Annotated in this window: 18 protein-coding genes; 6 read left to right on the top strand and 12 right to left on the bottom strand. The window is 36.4% G+C overall.

The annotated features are described in order from the left end of the window. Positions 1–6: 6 nt before the first annotated feature. The 7 genes from truD to QZ276_RS05620 all read right to left on the bottom strand — a co-directional run bounded on the left by truD (position 7) and on the right by QZ276_RS05620 (position 4303). Positions 7–1323, bottom strand: coding sequence for a tRNA pseudouridine(13) synthase TruD (gene truD, locus QZ276_RS05650; RefSeq protein WP_292486073.1), 1317 nt, complete (start codon positions 1321–1323; stop codon positions 7–9). A 183-nt stretch (positions 1324–1506) separates the two neighbouring features. Further along, positions 1507–1854: a peptidyl-tRNA hydrolase Pth2 gene (gene pth2 / locus QZ276_RS05645; protein ID WP_292486071.1), complete on the bottom strand. Its 348-nt coding sequence runs from the start codon at positions 1852–1854 to the stop codon at positions 1507–1509. Position 1855: 1 nt separating this feature from the next. Further along, positions 1856–2770 (bottom strand): tetrahydromethanopterin:alpha-L-glutamate ligase, encoded by a 915-nt coding sequence (mptN, locus tag QZ276_RS05640; RefSeq protein WP_292486121.1) that lies wholly within the window; start codon positions 2768–2770, stop codon positions 1856–1858. Between the two features lie 65 nt (positions 2771–2835). Further along, positions 2836–2937 (bottom strand): DUF3566 domain-containing protein, encoded by a 102-nt coding sequence (locus QZ276_RS05635; RefSeq protein WP_292486070.1) that lies wholly within the window; start codon positions 2935–2937, stop codon positions 2836–2838. Continuing rightward, positions 2934–3146, bottom strand: a complete 213-nt coding sequence (locus QZ276_RS05630; RefSeq protein ID WP_292486069.1) for a hypothetical protein — start codon at positions 3144–3146, stop codon at positions 2934–2936. Before QZ276_RS05630 ends, QZ276_RS05635 begins: the two co-directional genes overlap by 4 nt. Before the next feature lie 83 nt (positions 3147–3229). After that, positions 3230–3514: a hypothetical protein gene (locus QZ276_RS05625; RefSeq protein WP_292486067.1), complete on the bottom strand. Its 285-nt coding sequence runs from the start codon at positions 3512–3514 to the stop codon at positions 3230–3232. A 108-nt stretch (positions 3515–3622) separates the two neighbouring features. Beyond that, positions 3623–4303: a DUF434 domain-containing protein gene (locus tag QZ276_RS05620; RefSeq protein WP_292486065.1), complete on the bottom strand. Its 681-nt coding sequence runs from the start codon at positions 4301–4303 to the stop codon at positions 3623–3625. A gap of 72 nt (positions 4304–4375) precedes the next feature. Between QZ276_RS05620 and ala the strand changes: the two genes are divergently transcribed. Next, the gene (ala, locus tag QZ276_RS05615; RefSeq protein ID WP_292486063.1) at positions 4376–5353 is read left to right on the top strand and encodes an alanine dehydrogenase; all 978 of its coding nucleotides are present in this window, start codon (positions 4376–4378) and stop codon (positions 5351–5353) included. Positions 5354–5379: 26 nt separating this feature from the next. Here the strand turns inward: ala and QZ276_RS05610 are convergent, their stop codons facing one another. Then, positions 5380–5595: a hypothetical protein gene (locus tag QZ276_RS05610; protein WP_292486061.1), complete on the bottom strand. Its 216-nt coding sequence runs from the start codon at positions 5593–5595 to the stop codon at positions 5380–5382. A gap of 337 nt (positions 5596–5932) precedes the next feature. Between QZ276_RS05610 and QZ276_RS05605 the strand changes: the two genes are divergently transcribed. Further along, on the top strand, positions 5933–6493 hold the full coding sequence (locus QZ276_RS05605; RefSeq protein WP_342765702.1) for a YbhB/YbcL family Raf kinase inhibitor-like protein: 561 nt from the start codon (positions 5933–5935) through the stop codon (positions 6491–6493). Between the two features lie 186 nt (positions 6494–6679). On the opposite strand, the gene QZ276_RS05600 is transcribed toward QZ276_RS05605, so the two are convergent. Further along, on the bottom strand, positions 6680–7120 hold the full coding sequence (locus QZ276_RS05600; RefSeq protein ID WP_292486059.1) for a universal stress protein: 441 nt from the start codon (positions 7118–7120) through the stop codon (positions 6680–6682). A gap of 24 nt (positions 7121–7144) precedes the next feature. Continuing rightward, positions 7145–7585, bottom strand: a complete 441-nt coding sequence (locus QZ276_RS05595; RefSeq protein WP_292486057.1) for a universal stress protein — start codon at positions 7583–7585, stop codon at positions 7145–7147. Between the two features lie 217 nt (positions 7586–7802). Here QZ276_RS05595 and cobA point away from each other — a divergent pair, with 217 nt between their 5' ends. Genes cobA through ahbC form a run of 3 tightly spaced genes read left to right on the top strand, consistent with a single transcriptional unit; the run spans position 7803 to position 10639 of the window. Further along, positions 7803–8555: a uroporphyrinogen-III C-methyltransferase gene (cobA, locus tag QZ276_RS05590; protein ID WP_292486055.1), complete on the top strand. Its 753-nt coding sequence runs from the start codon at positions 7803–7805 to the stop codon at positions 8553–8555. Continuing rightward, the gene (locus tag QZ276_RS05585) at positions 8548–9417 is read left to right on the top strand and encodes a uroporphyrinogen-III synthase (RefSeq protein ID WP_342765701.1); all 870 of its coding nucleotides are present in this window, start codon (positions 8548–8550) and stop codon (positions 9415–9417) included. The genes cobA and QZ276_RS05585 overlap by 8 nt, the downstream gene beginning before the upstream one ends. 22 nt (positions 9418–9439) lie before the next feature. Next, entirely contained in the window at positions 9440–10639 is a 1200-nt protein-coding gene (ahbC, locus tag QZ276_RS05580) for a 12,18-didecarboxysiroheme deacetylase (RefSeq protein ID WP_292486054.1), read from the top strand. Between the two features lie 44 nt (positions 10640–10683). Here ahbC and QZ276_RS05575 read toward each other — a convergent pair whose 3' ends face one another. Next, entirely contained in the window at positions 10684–11043 is a 360-nt protein-coding gene (locus QZ276_RS05575) for a desulfoferrodoxin family protein (protein ID WP_292486052.1), read from the bottom strand. A gap of 26 nt (positions 11044–11069) precedes the next feature. Then, positions 11070–11630, bottom strand: a complete 561-nt coding sequence (locus tag QZ276_RS05570) for a ferritin (protein WP_292486050.1) — start codon at positions 11628–11630, stop codon at positions 11070–11072. Between the two features lie 538 nt (positions 11631–12168). Here QZ276_RS05570 and QZ276_RS05565 point away from each other — a divergent pair. Further along, positions 12169–14784: a valine--tRNA ligase gene (locus QZ276_RS05565; protein WP_292486048.1), complete on the top strand. Its 2616-nt coding sequence runs from the start codon at positions 12169–12171 to the stop codon at positions 14782–14784. The last annotated feature ends 246 nt before the right edge of the window (positions 14785–15030 follow it).

The following is a 15030-nucleotide window of genomic DNA, read 5'->3' as shown; positions in this document are numbered from 1 at the left end:
TAACAATTAGCTCATTTTAAGAGGGTTTACTTTCATATACTCTCTTAAAAGTGTTGTTGCATAGCTTCCTTTTGGAAGTGTAAAATCCAGTACAGCTTTTGATTTGCCGGGATTTAACTCATCTTCATCTGCTTTAAAATAGGGTTCGGTATGTAGTAAAATTTCTCTTCTTACACCTTTTGATGCCAACTCCGGAGTTGAAGGGACTTTAAAATCTTCTATGGAAAATCCAGTCTCTCTAAATATCTTCTTTTCTATTTCTCCGGGTTTTCCGGAAGAAAATTCTGTTTGGTATCCTATCAACGGGGCAGTTATAAAGGCGCGCTTGCGTTTGATAAGGTTGTTCATCCCATCAATATTTGTCGATGTCACCTCCTGAATACGTGAGGTGTCCGGTAAACCAGCTTTATTTCTAAAACAGACAATATCTCCCTCTACGGCTCTATTAAGTGGCAGTCCTTCCTTTATTCGCTGGCACAAAATCCTGTTAAACATATAAGATTGATAAGCGTGCACAAAAATTCTTTGTATATTTCTTGGAAGCACATTAAATGCACCACTATAATCATCCGGATTTTTAATCAGATAATCCATCATCGAACGTTCATATCTAAGCCTTAGTGGATAGAGTTTTAATCCCTCAATATAGTCCCTTGTTTCATATACATATTTCCTTGCTGATTTTGTATCTTCAGGTTCGTCTGGAAACGCAGAGGCAATATATTTAAGTGCGGCATCTTCTGGATTGCCTCTTACAAGTGATTCACCAACTATATGTGTGACTGGACGGGTAGAACCAAATCTCTGGACACCGAAAAAGTTTGGAGTGCCTCCCATTTGTTTAATATCTTTGGTAATAATTTCAAGCTGGTTATACAACTCGTCTATACTAAGGTCGGTGTTTCTTACTGTAATATAAAATTCATTTCCGATGAGGTCACCGAGTTCTACAGATTTATCAGACCTTCCTATATAATTTATCTCGGAATCTTTTAAAGTAACATTATTTATATCTTCAAGGCTTAAATCGTAAATGCTTATTTTCTGGGTTGTAACAGCTCGCTTGTCTTTTGTTCCTGCAAATCCAATACGTTTCTGACTGATGCCCAATTTGCGGGAAAGGTCTCTTATAAGATGATGTGTTTCCCAGTTGCTTTTTTTAAGTTCAAGAATAAGGTATTTACCAGTGTCGCCTTCTTCACGGTTTGTGATTTCTTTTACAATGAAATCATCGGTTTCCTGTCTCAAAGTGCCACCAATCCCATTGGTGGATGTTGTATACAGATCAATGCCAATTTCTTTTTCAATATCAGGAACTTTCATAAATCCTCGCTCTTATATTAAGTCTAATCAAAAATCAATATCAGGCTTTTTTAGATTAACCAGATTTTTTTGAGTTAATGTATTGCTGAATAACATCCATTTTATCCAGATATCCGGAAACAAAAACCAGTAAAAACCTGTTTACTTATCCTTTTTTCATTTAATACACATGAAATTATATAATTATACAAGTTTCAGGTTACTGGTGAAACTGTCAAGTTCTTCTACTTTTGCAGGCCCTATCCCTAAAGCTGTAACAGTACCTGCTGGTATCTGTGTATGTCCAGCATCACTTATCAGTGCAGTGGGTATATCTTTTTTTTCTGCTATTTCTTTTAATTCATACAAATCCTGTAATCCGGGGACTTTAAGAACCACTTTTTTTTGTCCACCAGTTTTCCAGTTTTCAGTGGTGGATTTACTTGCTTTTTCTACTGAAGAAACAGCTGCATGTGCTGCTTGAGTTGCAAGTTTTCCTTTTGAAAGTTTAAGGTCTTCTCTTATTATAATGCATTGTTTGTAATCTATCATTTCATCCTCTCATTTGTTTTTGGATGTAGTCCATTATATAATCAGCAGGGTTAATTCCCAATGATTTGTATATCCCTGCACCTGATGGTGTACCGTTGACTTCTAGTAGCATGGTTTTATTGTTACCTTCAATCAGGTCGACACCCGCAAAGGCAGTATCGATGGCATTGGCAGCATTTATGGATATTTCTTTCTGGTAGGGGGTAAGTGAACACCATTGACAAGAACCCCCCTGACTTAAATTGCTTAACCATTTTCCATCAGTCGCGGTTCGATATATGGCACCAATCACCTCGCCATCAACTACATAAGCACGGATGTCTCTCCCCATGTTGGGGATATATTCCTGGATATAAAGCATTCCTTTATCATCAAGTTCATTTTTAACCATTTCTTCAATCTGTTTTGGATTTGTTGTATTATCTGATTCAATAATTGAATTATTTTTGATTCTTATAATACCAATGCCCTTGAATCCGAACACGGGTTTTATAATTGCGTCCCTGAAATCATCCAGTGTTTTTAACGCACTTTCAACACTTTGAACAACCCTTGTACAGGGAACAGGCAGGTTTGCTTTTGCCATAAGGTATGTGGAATAATATTTGTTAGCCGCGTTTTGTATTGATTCAGGAGTATTTACAATAAGTATCCCTGATTCATCCAGCTGTCGCAGAACATCAAAACGAAAACTTACGCTTTCTATAGAACCAGCCCCTACATCCCTAACTACCACAGCATCCAGTTCAGATAAACCGTTTTCTCTTAGAGAATAACGGATAGTGGAGCCTATAGATACTTCAATATTTTCCAGATTTATAAAAACAGGGTTAAAATTTCGCTCTTTTGCAGCATTGTACAGAGCTCTGGCGGTCCAGTCGTTGTTATCTGTTACTATTATCCCTATTTTGACCATTATATTTTCCATCAATATAGAAGTATTTATTTATATCCTTTAAAAAATAGTAAATTAAGGATATATTATGTTTTTGAATCTGTTTCCAGGTCTATTTCTAAACCGCCGATAAAACCTGCAATCAGGTTGTATATTACAGCGATAATAAGCCCTAATATAAAACTCATGATACCATAAAATACCGACATGGTATTATGGCAACAGCACCAAATAGGTAAGCAGGACCACCAATTGCATTCCCCATACCTATATTTCCCGCAATAAGCGTTACAAAGCTTACAATAACACCGATTATCAAACCTATGACTGCATATATGATTCCTAGAATTTTTCCAAGAGATAATTCACCTATCCTTTTTACTATAGTATTTGCCATTTTATCCCTCACTGATGAGTGTAATAATTAATTTGTAATTTAGTCTGGAAAACTTTATTGCACTCTTATAAAATAACTAGATATCAGACGTGTTCTATAGCTTTTAAAAGCAAAAAAGCCATTACAAGTATAATCAGCATCAAAACAGGGTCAACAAATTTTAATGTAGAGGCATCATTTTCTATTCCTGTATCGTGATTCCAATTTGTGACTTTTTTGATGTTGTTTATTAGATGGTTTTTCTCAATCGGATTACTGTCAGATTTAAACTTTTTGTATTCAAAAGAGTAAGGTTTTATATAGATTGATAGTGTCAGTATCAAAACAAATAAAACCAAACTCCTTATTTTTATAATTCTATTTTTCAATTTAAACTCCCCTATAAATTATATTTAGGGGTAAACATTATATATCATTTTTTGACTCTAAATTCAAAATAAAAGTTGTTAATGTATGTAGTGGTTGGTTGTTGATTTTTATAGTGTAAACGCTCTGTAGCCTTTATTTTTTGCTATGCATTCTGGGATATCTATTACTTGTTTTGAATTATCAATTACCGCTCCATCAGAGGTTGCGATGATATAATCAGAACTATTATTTTTCAAATCAAAATCCACATGTCTTGAGGTTCTGGCATATCCTTCAATAGAATAGTTTTTAAGCCTTTCACTTAAAAATCTGGCAAGTTCGCCACTTTTACTAATCTGTTTATCAAATAGTATAATAACTGAATTTATATGATATTCTAAAAGAAACGTTAGTATCTCATCGATTGCTTTGTAGGTTGTATCCGTGATTTTGAATTTTTTAAAAATTCCTCTTGTATCCCTGAAAAATCCATCATCACTTTTCCAAAGGATGTAATTGTTCAGTAAACTCTCAACTGTGATGAATACATTGTAGCCATCAACAATAAGATTCCTATTGTTGATTTGATTGCATTCTATTTTTATCTGTTTTCTCAATTTTGATTTATTGGATGATACAACCACTCTTGTGAGTATATGCCTTTCTTCCTCATTTAACCGGTAATGGTTGCCGACAAATTGTATTGTACTGGTTCTTGGATATCCTCTATTGAACAGATATCTGACATCAAAAGCAGGTTCTGACAACTTTTGTCTGAAAAATTCAATTGAATGGGGATTATTTTGCATCTTAATCGTTATTATGTCAGCAAGATTTATAGGTGTTGTAATCTTAAACAATTTATTAAGAGGTAACAGTACATGGATGTGTTGTGGCTAAACCAGAGTGATGTTAAAAATGTCCTTGATATGAAATCCACGATAGATGTGGTTGAAAAAGCATTTGAACAGCATGGTTTGAAAAAGGTACAGATGCCGTCGAAACTGTATCTTTATTTCAATAAATACAATGGCGACCTTAGAACGATGCCTACCTATCTGGAAGATATGGATATTAGTGGTGTAAAAATTGTAAATGTTCATCCTGATAACCCATTCAGAGATTTGCCGACTGTGATGGCGACAGTAATCCTTAACTCAACTGAAACGGGTGCACCTATTTCAATAATGGATGGTACATATCTTACGGATATGCGAACCGGTGCAGGCGGAGGGGTAGCTGCAAAATATCTTGCAAGACCGGACTCAAAAATCATAGGCATAATCGGCACCGGTAACCAGGCACGTTCGCAGTTGCTTGCACTGTCTCATATATTCAATATTGAGAAGGTTAAAATTACAAGCAAAAGCAGTAAGCATTGTGATGAATTTGAAGACCGGATGAAACTAGTTGTTGGTGGGGATTTTATAAAGACTGACATAAAAGATGTATGCGATTGTGATATTTTAGTAACCACTACACCTGTAAGGAATCCTATAGTAAAATTTGAATGGATAAATGAGGGAACACATATTAATGCTATCGGTGCGGATGCCAAAGGAAAGCAAGAACTTGAATCTGAAATTCTTAAAAATTCAAAGGTAATAATTGATGATATGGAACAGGCATCACATTCAGGTGAAATCAATGTACCCTTGTCAAATAATATAATCTCAACAACCGACATTTATGGGGAACTTGGAGATATAATAACCTGCTCTATTACGGGAAGGGAATCTAGAAAAGAAATAACGGTATTTGATTCTACAGGGCTTGCGATTCAGGATATATCAACAGCAGACCTTGTTTATAGAAAAGCAGTTGAGAAGGGTTTGGGTAATAAACTGAAAATGTTTTAAAATGGAAACCACATCAGGGGATGTGGTTATTTCGATGCCATCATCATAGTAGACCTTGCAGTGTTGCTAAAATCTTCACGTACAATTTCAGCTCTGCATTTTTCGTTTACACATTTTTGTGGTTCGTCTCCTACCTTTTGATAGGTTCCACATTTTGGACATCTCTGCATTGTTTTTTTGGTTATTGACTTTGTGGAGTGCGGATCCATTCCCAGCATGCCATATAACATTCTTTCCCTCATTTTTAATCACCTTTTGCTGTTTTTGGGCAGACATTTACCTTGTCTATTGTTTCTACACCCATGAAACCAAGTTTGCTTGATTTTTGGTGGGACTGCATACTGTATAACGAACCACTGCAACGTCTTAACAAATTTTTGAGACATGCTGTTCAGACATACCACAGTATACAATTTTGTAGAAACAGCAACATTGTGGGAATACTGTTATATATAAATTTTGGTCGTAATCAGGTGGATAAAAAATATCTATATGCAACAAATAAGTTATATACCTGATAAAAATCATCTGTATTATATCTACAAATAAAATTGATAACATATAATTACCGGGGGGAGAATGGGATTGAATAAAATCAATATGTCTATAACATTGTTGTTATTTTGTATAATATTTTTGGGTATTGGATGTACAGGTCAGGATGGCAACGAACCGGATAATGGTGCAGAAGACTCTCAAATTGCACAGTTTGATGTATCCAGCAGTGCATTTGAAAACAATGAAACGATACCGGTAGTCTACACCTGTGATGGTGAAAATATAAATCCTCCACTGCAATTTTCCGGAATTCCGGATGATGCAGATAGTCTGGTTCTAATTGTTGAAGACCCGGATGCACCGGGAGGAGTATTTACACACTGGATAGTTTGGAACATAAATCCTGAATCAAATATAATGAAAGACAGTGTACCCGGTATAGAAGGGGAAAACAGTTTTGGTGAAGTTTCTTATGGAGGTCCATGCCCACCATCTGATACTACACATAGATACATTTTCAGGGTTTATGCACTTGATACAGAATTAAACCTTGATGGTGGAGCAAACAGACAAAATCTGGAAAATGCTATGGACGGTCATATATTGGCTGAAGGCGAACTTATTGGATTATATGGCAGATAAATTTTACATCTCACTTTTTTGTAATTTTTTCAATTTTGTTGTCTTCAAAAGTTATCTTAAAAAATAAACCCATCAAGATTTGTACATGATAGGGTAAACTCATCATATTCAAATTTTAAAGGAGCGTATGATAACCATACATAGGTATTGTCAATATATATTGTTATTATTTTACTTATATATAGATTAAGAGGGCACAATCAATACTTCCGTATTTGAGTGTTTTACAACTTTATCGGCTACACTGCCAACCATGAAACGCTGTATTCCAGATAATCCTCTAGTGCCCATGACAACAAGGTCAACATCATTTTTGTCAGCAAATTTTACAATTTCATCCCCCGGGTCGCCTTCAAGTATTACTGAATCTACTTCCAAATTTTCTTCATCACCTATTTTTTTAATGTAATTAGTTGCTTTTTCTCCTTCATCTCTCATCATTTCTCTGGCAGCCTCAACCCAATCAGGACCTTTGCGACCTGTAGTAACACTTACTGGATGTATTACATAAACTGCATATACATTTGCACCAGTTTTATTGGCAAGATACACCCCTGCTTGTATCGCATTTTTGGAATTTTCTGAACCATCAGTAGCAATTAATATATTGTTGTATTTATCAACCATTTTGTACTCCCCCTTATCAAATATTCAAGGTACAATCAATACCTGTTTATTAGCATTCCTGACCACTTTTTCAGCTACACTGCCAATCAGGAATTTCTCAACGCCTGATTTACCCAGTGAACCCAAAACAATCAGGTCCATATCATTTTTCTCGGCAAAATTGATTATCTCCTCACTTGGGTTGCCCTCAAGCAAAATTGTTTCCACATTTACGCCTGCTTCCTTTGCGGCATCTTCAACATCTTTTGTTGCCTTTTTTCCGTCTTCGGTTAAATCCTGCCTGATAGATTCAGCCCAACTTTTTCCTCTTTGTGCGGCTGGTGCACTTACAGGTGGAATAACATATACTGCATATATATCGGCATTATTTATCTTTGCAATTTCTATACCTGAATTTATCGCATTTTTAGAGTTTTCTGAACCATCGGTGGCAATAAGGATTTTTTTAAACTGTTCTTCTGTCATTGTATAAATCCCCCATGTAAAAAGTATATGTTTGTGTGTAATATAGTTTTTGGAGTTTTAGTAAAATTAGTCGGTATGGGAAACGATGACAATTTTTCTATATTTTGATATATATCTTTTTTATACTGGTTATTATTTTAATTTAACAATCTGTAAACTATTTATTTCAGGAAATTATTCAGATGTTTCAACTAATATAAAGAGGGCTAATAATAATATGAACCAGAAAAATGGTAAGGTGTTCCTTGTCGGTTCAGGACCGGGTGATCCCGAATTATTGACTTTGAAGGCTGATAGGTTAATAAAATCAGCCGATGTCATGGTCTGTGACCAGTTACCGGGAAAGGAGATTCTTGAATCAATACCTGAAAGTGTTGAAAAAATAGATGCAGGAAAATCTGCAGGTAACCACAAATTATCCCAAAATGAAATCAATCAGGTACTTGTAAATAAAGCAAGGGAAGGGAAAACAGTCGTTCGTCTTAAAGGGGGCGACCCATATATATTTGGTCGCGGCGGAGAAGAAGTAGAGGAACTTGTAAAAGAAGGTATAAATTTTGAAGTGATACCTGGTATTACATCAGCTATAGCAGTACCCGCCTGTGCAGGTATCCCTTTAACTCACAGAGACCACGCTTCAATGGTTACATTTATTACTGGGCATGAAGACCCTACAAAGAATGAAAGTTCCCTTGACTGGGAATCACTTTCAAATTTTGAAGGTACTATTGTTATTCTTATGGGAGTTAAAAGACTTAAACAAAATGCACAACAGCTTATCAAACACGGAAAAAACCCAAAAACACCAGTGGCAATAATTGAAAATGGAACTCATTCAGATCAAAGGGTGACGGTAGGAACCATTGAATCGATAGCAGATATTGCAGAAGATAGGGGTGTTAAACCGCCAGCTATAACAGTAATAGGTGATGTTGTAAAACTTAGAAACAAACTTGGTTTTAATGACTAACAGGATTATTGATGTTGTTAAAGAGGAATATAATATGGCTTTTAATATAAATCATGATGCTGGTCAAACACCAATTATAGCCATCATGCGTCCGGAAATGTATCTTAACAAATCAGTAACATTGGCACAGGAGTATGGTTTTGAAACCTTTTCTGCACCCATGATTGAAATTGAAGATAAAAAAGACGATTGTTTCGATGATTTTGTATACCGGATGTTAAACGGAAAATCCGATTATGTAATCTTTACCAGTGCAAATGGCATCGATTTTACACTGAATAAAATTTCTGATGAAATCAACCAGGAATTTTTGGCAGCTTTAAACAATACCGATGTATTGGCAATAGGTCCAAACACACAGAAAGCTCTTGAAGATGCTGGTATAGAATGTATGGATTTTCCTGATTCATATAGTTCAGAGGGAGTAGTGGATTACCTCAGCCCTTATGTAGAAGGTAAAACGATTGATATAGCCAGAAGTTCACATGGTTCAAAGTATTTGATATCCGGTCTCATTAACAACGGAGCAACGGTATTTGAAACTCAGGTTTATACACTGAATATCCCGGACAATATCACACAGAAAAACCTTATACGTTGTTCACTTGCGGGAAACATATCCGTGTTTGCATTCACAAGTTCTATGATTGTGCACAATTTCTTTACTAAAGCAAATGATGTTGAAGCAGAAGATAGGATTATAGAAGTATTAAACAGCAACGACACAACTGTAGCAGCTATCGGAACACCTACAGCCAACACTTTAAAAAATTATGGGATAAAAGTAGATATTGTACCAGAAAAATATCTATTTGAAAATATGCTTGCAGATATTCATGATTTTATTTACGGTACTCAATAAATAAATTAATACAGGAATTAAAATGATAGGAATTTCAAAACTTTACTGTGGCACGGTAGAATCCTCAGATGCTTTAAGGTATGGATGTCTGTCCAGTAAACTCCCCTCTCACCTTCTGCAATTTTCCAAAGATAAAAAACCGGTTGTTGTCTGGAATGTAACCAGGCGGTGTAACCTTAAATGTGCACACTGTTATGCCCAATCCCAGAATATTGATTACAGTGACGAGCTGACCACGAATAAGGGTAAAGAATTAATCGATGACCTTGCAGAGTTTGGCTCACCTGTTATTCTTTTCTCTGGTGGAGAACCACTTATGCGCCATGACCTTTTTGAACTTGTAAGATATGCAAGGTCAAAAGGAATACGTGCTGTTATTTCTACCAACGGAACACTGATTGATAGCAATATGGCAAAGACATTAAAAGATATAGGTTTGTCGTATGTAGGAATATCCCTTGATGGTGTGAAAGATACAAATGACAGTTTCAGAGGTGTAAAGGGTTCATTCAACGCAGCTCTTGAAGGCTTGCAAAATTGTCAGAAAGAAGGGATTAAAGTGGGTCTACGTTTTACCATGAATAAGGAAAACGTAGCAGATATCCCCTCATTATTTGACCTTATCGATGAGATGGATATTCCAAGAACCTGTTTCTACCATCTTGTCTATTCAGGAAGAGGTTCAGGTCTGATGGACAAAGACCTTTCACCAGAGGAAACGCGAAAAACACTTGACCTTATAATGGACCGTACAAAACAGCTTCATGACAAGGGTAAACAGGTTGAAGTACTTACAGTGGATAACCACTGTGATGGACCATATGTATATCTCCGTCTGCTTGAGGAAAACCCGGAACGTGCTGAAGATGTCTATGAGTTGTTGTCGATGAATAAAGGCAATTCATCAGGTATTGGAATAGGATGTGTGTCATGGGACGGTTCAGTTCATCCCGATCAGTTCTGGAGGCATTATACACTCGGAAATGTAAAAGAACGAAAGTTTAGTGATATATGGAAAGATACCAGTGATGATTTGATGGCTGGACTTAAAAATCGGAAACCTCTTATTAAATCCAATGCTTATCGATGTGCCAGTTGTAAATGGTTTGATATCTGTAATGGAAATTTCCGTGTCCGTGCAGAAGCAGTGCATAATAATGTATGGGCAGATGATCCTGCGTGTTATCTAACAGAAGAAGAAATCGGTTATTATGAGGGATAAATAAAGAAATTAAAAGTTGAAATGTATTCAACTTTTTGACTGCATTAAATTTCAACACTATTTTCCCAGAGTCCGTGTATGTTGCAGTATTCAACAGCGTAGAAAGATTTGAAATCATCAATACTGTTCACTTCAAATTTTACGTTTGGTTCTACATAAACAGGAGCAAAATCCATTTTTCCGAGATTTACCACCTGTCCATTATTTCTTACTCCGTGCAATTCCACCCATGCTATATGGTGTTCCACTTTGTTTGGATGGGGAGTTTCTTTTCCAACAGCAACTTCTATGACATCTTCTCCTTGTTTACCCTGTCCTTTCATTATTTCAATTGATGGAACATGTTTCTCTTTTAATTTACTTTCTGCTTCTTCTTCTTTTCCTTTAACTATATTTTCTATCATTTATATCACCCTGTAAATTTTAATGATTATTGTCCTTTATCCTCTGCTTGGGTTTGTGTCTGTGCACCTGACAATGATTTGGATGTATATTCTGGAACAAACATCCTCTGGCTGAGTTCTTTATCCAGCATATACATTCCGCTACCATCTTTGCCCATAAGTTTAAGTTTGGAAATTATTTCGTTATCGTTTGCTTCCTCTTCAATCTGTTCGGAAACGTACCATTGGAGGAATGTATATGTAGCATGGTCTTTTTCCTCAACTGCAAGGTCGACAAGTTCATTAATGGATTTTGTAACAAATTTTTCATGTTCAAGCGTTTTCTCGAACATGTCCAGTGCTGAATCAAATGTAGTAGGTGGTTGTGGTATTTCCATTAATTTTACCTGAGCTCCATGGTCATTAATATAATCATAAAACTTCATGGCATGGGTCATCTCTTCCTGGTACTGCACCATAAACCAGTTGGCAAACCCATTCAGTCCGATATATGTACTATAAGCGGACATGGACATGTATAGATATGCAGAATACATCTCCTTGTTGAGTTGTACATTTAATGCTTCGGTCATTTTTTCGCTTAACATTTTAATCTACCTTATCCAAATTCAGAAGGTTATAAATTCATAGCTATTTTTCAATATATTTCGATATGTTGGGAATGGGTATGTTTTGCATACGAGGTTAATAATTCCTGATTCTTTGATTCTCTGATATAACCGGTGAGGGAATACCAGATTTATTTGGCCCTTCTTTATGCAATATCTTCTTTCATACATATCCAGAGAATTCAATAGAACATGTGCAAAACACATGGATTTACCGTTAAATGCAAGTACAGTTATTTTATTGACCTCTTTAACCCCCTACTTACAGGTTAAAAATAAACCCTATAAGAAAAATAATCCGATAGATATAAATCAGTTTTGGTATTTTTCAAGTGTTTAAATATATACAGTGGGTTAATTTTGTATAACACCAGATTCTGGCCATTAACAACTATCAATTATTGGTGTCATTTTTAAACCATATTTTTATTGATTTACTAGATATATTTAAATAATCTCAAATTACTGTAAAATATCACAAACAAGATTACTAATTAATAATCATTGGAGAGTTGCAATGACGGTTCCAAAAGAATATATCCCTCATGAAGTAGAGCCCAAATGGCAGAGTTCGTGGGACATGTCCAAATATCATTTTGACTGGGAAGACCAGAGTCGACCCCAGTACATTATAGACACTCCCCCTCCATATCCAACAGGCAATTTCCATATCGGTAATGCATTAAACTGGTGTTACATCGATTTTATAGCCAGATATAAACGAATGCGTGGGTATAATGTAATGTTTCCCCAGGGATGGGACTGCCATGGTCTTCCTACAGAGGTAAAAGTTGAAGAATTACACGGGATAACCAAAAATGAGGTTTCAAGAGCAGAATTTCGTAAAATGTGTAAAGACCTTACCAGTCAGAATATTGAGAAAATGCGTGAGACCATGATGCGTCTTGGTTTTTCCATTGACTGGAATAATGAATTTGTCACAATGGAACCTGAATATTTTGTTAAAACTCAAAAGTCCTTTGTCCAGATGTATGATATAAACCGCATTTATCAGTCTGATTACCCTGTAAACTGGTGCCCCAGATGTGAAACCGCCATTGCACTTGCAGAAGTGGAATATGATTCAAGAGACACCAGTTTGAATTATCTTTATTTTGATGACCTTGAAATAGCAACCACAAGACCTGAATTACTTCCTGCATGTGTCGCAGTAGCTGTTAATCCAGAAGATGAGCGCTACAGGGAACACATAAACGATGAGGTAGAAGTTCCTATCTTTGGACAGAAAGTACCGGTGCTGGCGGACGAGGATGTGGATACATCCTTTGGAACCGGAGTTGTAATGATTTGTACATTTGGTGATAAACAGGATGTCCGCTGGTGTGTAAAATATGACCTGCCGGTTCGAAAAGCAATCAATAAAAACGGTAGAATGACCGATGTGGCTGGTAAGTATTCTGGTATGACCATTTCAGAATGTAAAGACGCCATAACTCAAGAACTTAGTGATAAAGGTCATCTCTATCAACAGGAAACACTGGAACAGAATGTAGGGTTATGCTGGAGATGTAAAACTCCCATTGAAATTTTGTCAGAACCTCAATGGTTTGTGTCGGTAAATGATGATGAAATCCACAATACAGCTGATGAAGTTAACTGGCATCCTGAGTATATGAAAACCCGACTAAAAAACTGGACCGATGTTATGGAATGGGACTGGTGTATATCACGTCAGAGAGTATTTGCAACCCCCATCCCGGTGTGGTACTGCAATAAATGTGGAGAGACAATGGTAGCCAAAGAGGAATGGTTACCACTTGACCCTACACAGACCGAACCGCCTGAGCCGTGCAACTGTGGGTCAAAAGATTTTGAACCAGAAAATGATGTACTGGATACATGGATGGATTCATCCCTTACAGCACTCCATGTATCAGGCTGGTTAAGTGAACATGAACTGCGTCTCCCCACTCAGATACGTCCGCAGGGTCATGATATTCTGCGTACATGGGCTTTTTATACAATACTTCGTACCAAAGCAATAAAAGGGATAAAACCGTGGGAATTTATCCTTGTTAACGGGATGGTTCTCGGTGAAGACGGTCATAAAATGAGCAAATCCCAGGGTAATATAATATCTCCAGACGAAGTGGTTGGTCAATATGGTGCTGATGCTTTTAGACAATGGGGAGCAGTCGGTGGAACACCCGGTTCAGATGTAATGTTTAGATGGAAAGATGTAGTTTCTGCCTCACGTTTTATGCAGAAGGTTTGGAGTATCTACAGGTTCTCCATGACCCATCTGGAAGGGTTTGTACCTGACAGCAGTGATATGGCTCAAATACCTCAAGAAAATTTATCACTGGTTGATAAATGGTTGCTTAGTAAGTTGAACAAATTAATAGAATCTGTAACAACCAGTATGGACAAACTGCTATTTGATGAAGCCTACAAATCAATACGTACTTTTGCATGGGAAGTTCTTGCTGACAATTATCTTGAATTGGTTAAATCAAGGCTTTATGGTAATGACCCTGAACCAAGAAAAGCTGCACAAACTACATTATATTATGCAATTGATACGCTTATACATGTCCTTGCTCCAATTGCACCGTTTTTTGCAGAGGAGATGTATTCAAGGTTCAAAGAAGGAAGTGTTCATGAACAGTCATGGCCTGAAGTTAATAAATTACTGATTAACAATGATGTTGAAAGTAAGGGAGAAGTTATAAAGGATATTGCAAGCAATATTCGAAGATATAAATCTGATAACGGCATGGCATTAAATGCACCACTAGAAAAAGTGGAAATCTATTCTGATGTTATAGGGAACAATGATATTGAGGAGATTAAAGGTGCAACCAATTCAGAAGTAGAGGTCCTATCCGGCCATCCGCAAATAGATTACAAACCATTAGAAATTAAACCCAACATGGGTACAATAGGTCCCAAATTCAGAGATAAAGCAGGTTCTATTGTAAAAACACTGAAGTCTGAAGACCCTGAAATAATTGCAAAACAAGCCGACGAAGGTAAAATTGTAGTATCTGTAGACGGTGAAAACATCGAACTTGAACCGGATTCAGTTGAAATAGAAAAAGAAGCAATGTCTTCAGGTCGGGCAGTAGACGTAATGGATGTCGATGGTACAGTGGTTGTTGTAATAAGGTAACTTTTACAGTTACGAAGAAGGGGCAACAGGGGTACGTGAAAGCCAACGGTTTCTAACCGTTGGATGAAACAACCCCGTTGTTTATTGTTTTTTAACCATAAATCATTTAACGTAGTTAATCATATTTAGATGTGTACAAAAACAATGCTTTCAGTGTACAATTGCTTTGAGCAAGTTGCCTGATATAAGACATTGTTAAATTCAACCAGTTGTTTGTGTATCATCAAATTCCATCAGGTATTGTTT

The organism is Methanohalobium sp., assembly GCF_018609725.1.
Classification (GTDB): domain Archaea; phylum Halobacteriota; class Methanosarcinia; order Methanosarcinales; family Methanosarcinaceae; genus Methanohalobium.
The sequence above is the reverse complement of the archived record's forward strand: the minus strand, read 5'-3'. Positions and strand labels throughout refer to the sequence as shown.

What these genes read in the sequence shown, in the direction of transcription:
- QZ276_RS05635 (WP_292486070.1), bottom strand. Translation starts at nt 2,937, where the DNA reads ATGAGTTTTATATTAGGGCTTATTATCGCTGTAATATACAACCTGATT.
- truD (WP_292486073.1), bottom strand. Translation starts at nt 1,323, where the DNA reads ATGAAAGTTCCTGATATTGAAAAAGAAATTGGCATTGATCTGTATACA.
- cobA (WP_292486055.1), top strand. Translation starts at nt 7,803, where the DNA reads ATGAACCAGAAAAATGGTAAGGTGTTCCTTGTCGGTTCAGGACCGGGT.
- QZ276_RS05630 (WP_292486069.1), bottom strand. Translation starts at nt 3,146, where the DNA reads ATGGCAAATACTATAGTAAAAAGGATAGGTGAATTATCTCTTGGAAAA.
- mptN (WP_292486121.1), bottom strand. Translation starts at nt 2,770, where the DNA reads ATGGTCAAAATAGGGATAATAGTAACAGATAACAACGACTGGACCGCC.
- QZ276_RS05595 (WP_292486057.1), bottom strand. Translation starts at nt 7,585, where the DNA reads ATGACAGAAGAACAGTTTAAAAAAATCCTTATTGCCACCGATGGTTCA.
- QZ276_RS05620 (WP_292486065.1), bottom strand. Translation starts at nt 4,303, where the DNA reads ATGCAAAATAATCCCCATTCAATTGAATTTTTCAGACAAAAGTTGTCA.
- QZ276_RS05585 (WP_342765701.1), top strand. Translation starts at nt 8,548, where the DNA reads ATGACTAACAGGATTATTGATGTTGTTAAAGAGGAATATAATATGGCT.
- pth2 (WP_292486071.1), bottom strand. Translation starts at nt 1,854, where the DNA reads ATGATAGATTACAAACAATGCATTATAATAAGAGAAGACCTTAAACTT.
- ala (WP_292486063.1), top strand. Translation starts at nt 4,376, where the DNA reads ATGGATGTGTTGTGGCTAAACCAGAGTGATGTTAAAAATGTCCTTGAT.
- ahbC (WP_292486054.1), top strand. Translation starts at nt 9,440, where the DNA reads ATGATAGGAATTTCAAAACTTTACTGTGGCACGGTAGAATCCTCAGAT.
- QZ276_RS05605 (WP_342765702.1), top strand. Translation starts at nt 5,933, where the DNA reads ATGGGATTGAATAAAATCAATATGTCTATAACATTGTTGTTATTTTGT.
- QZ276_RS05575 (WP_292486052.1), bottom strand. Translation starts at nt 11,043, where the DNA reads ATGATAGAAAATATAGTTAAAGGAAAAGAAGAAGAAGCAGAAAGTAAA.
- QZ276_RS05600 (WP_292486059.1), bottom strand. Translation starts at nt 7,120, where the DNA reads ATGGTTGATAAATACAACAATATATTAATTGCTACTGATGGTTCAGAA.
- QZ276_RS05565 (WP_292486048.1), top strand. Translation starts at nt 12,169, where the DNA reads ATGACGGTTCCAAAAGAATATATCCCTCATGAAGTAGAGCCCAAATGG.
- QZ276_RS05570 (WP_292486050.1), bottom strand. Translation starts at nt 11,630, where the DNA reads ATGTTAAGCGAAAAAATGACCGAAGCATTAAATGTACAACTCAACAAG.
- QZ276_RS05610 (WP_292486061.1), bottom strand. Translation starts at nt 5,595, where the DNA reads ATGAGGGAAAGAATGTTATATGGCATGCTGGGAATGGATCCGCACTCC.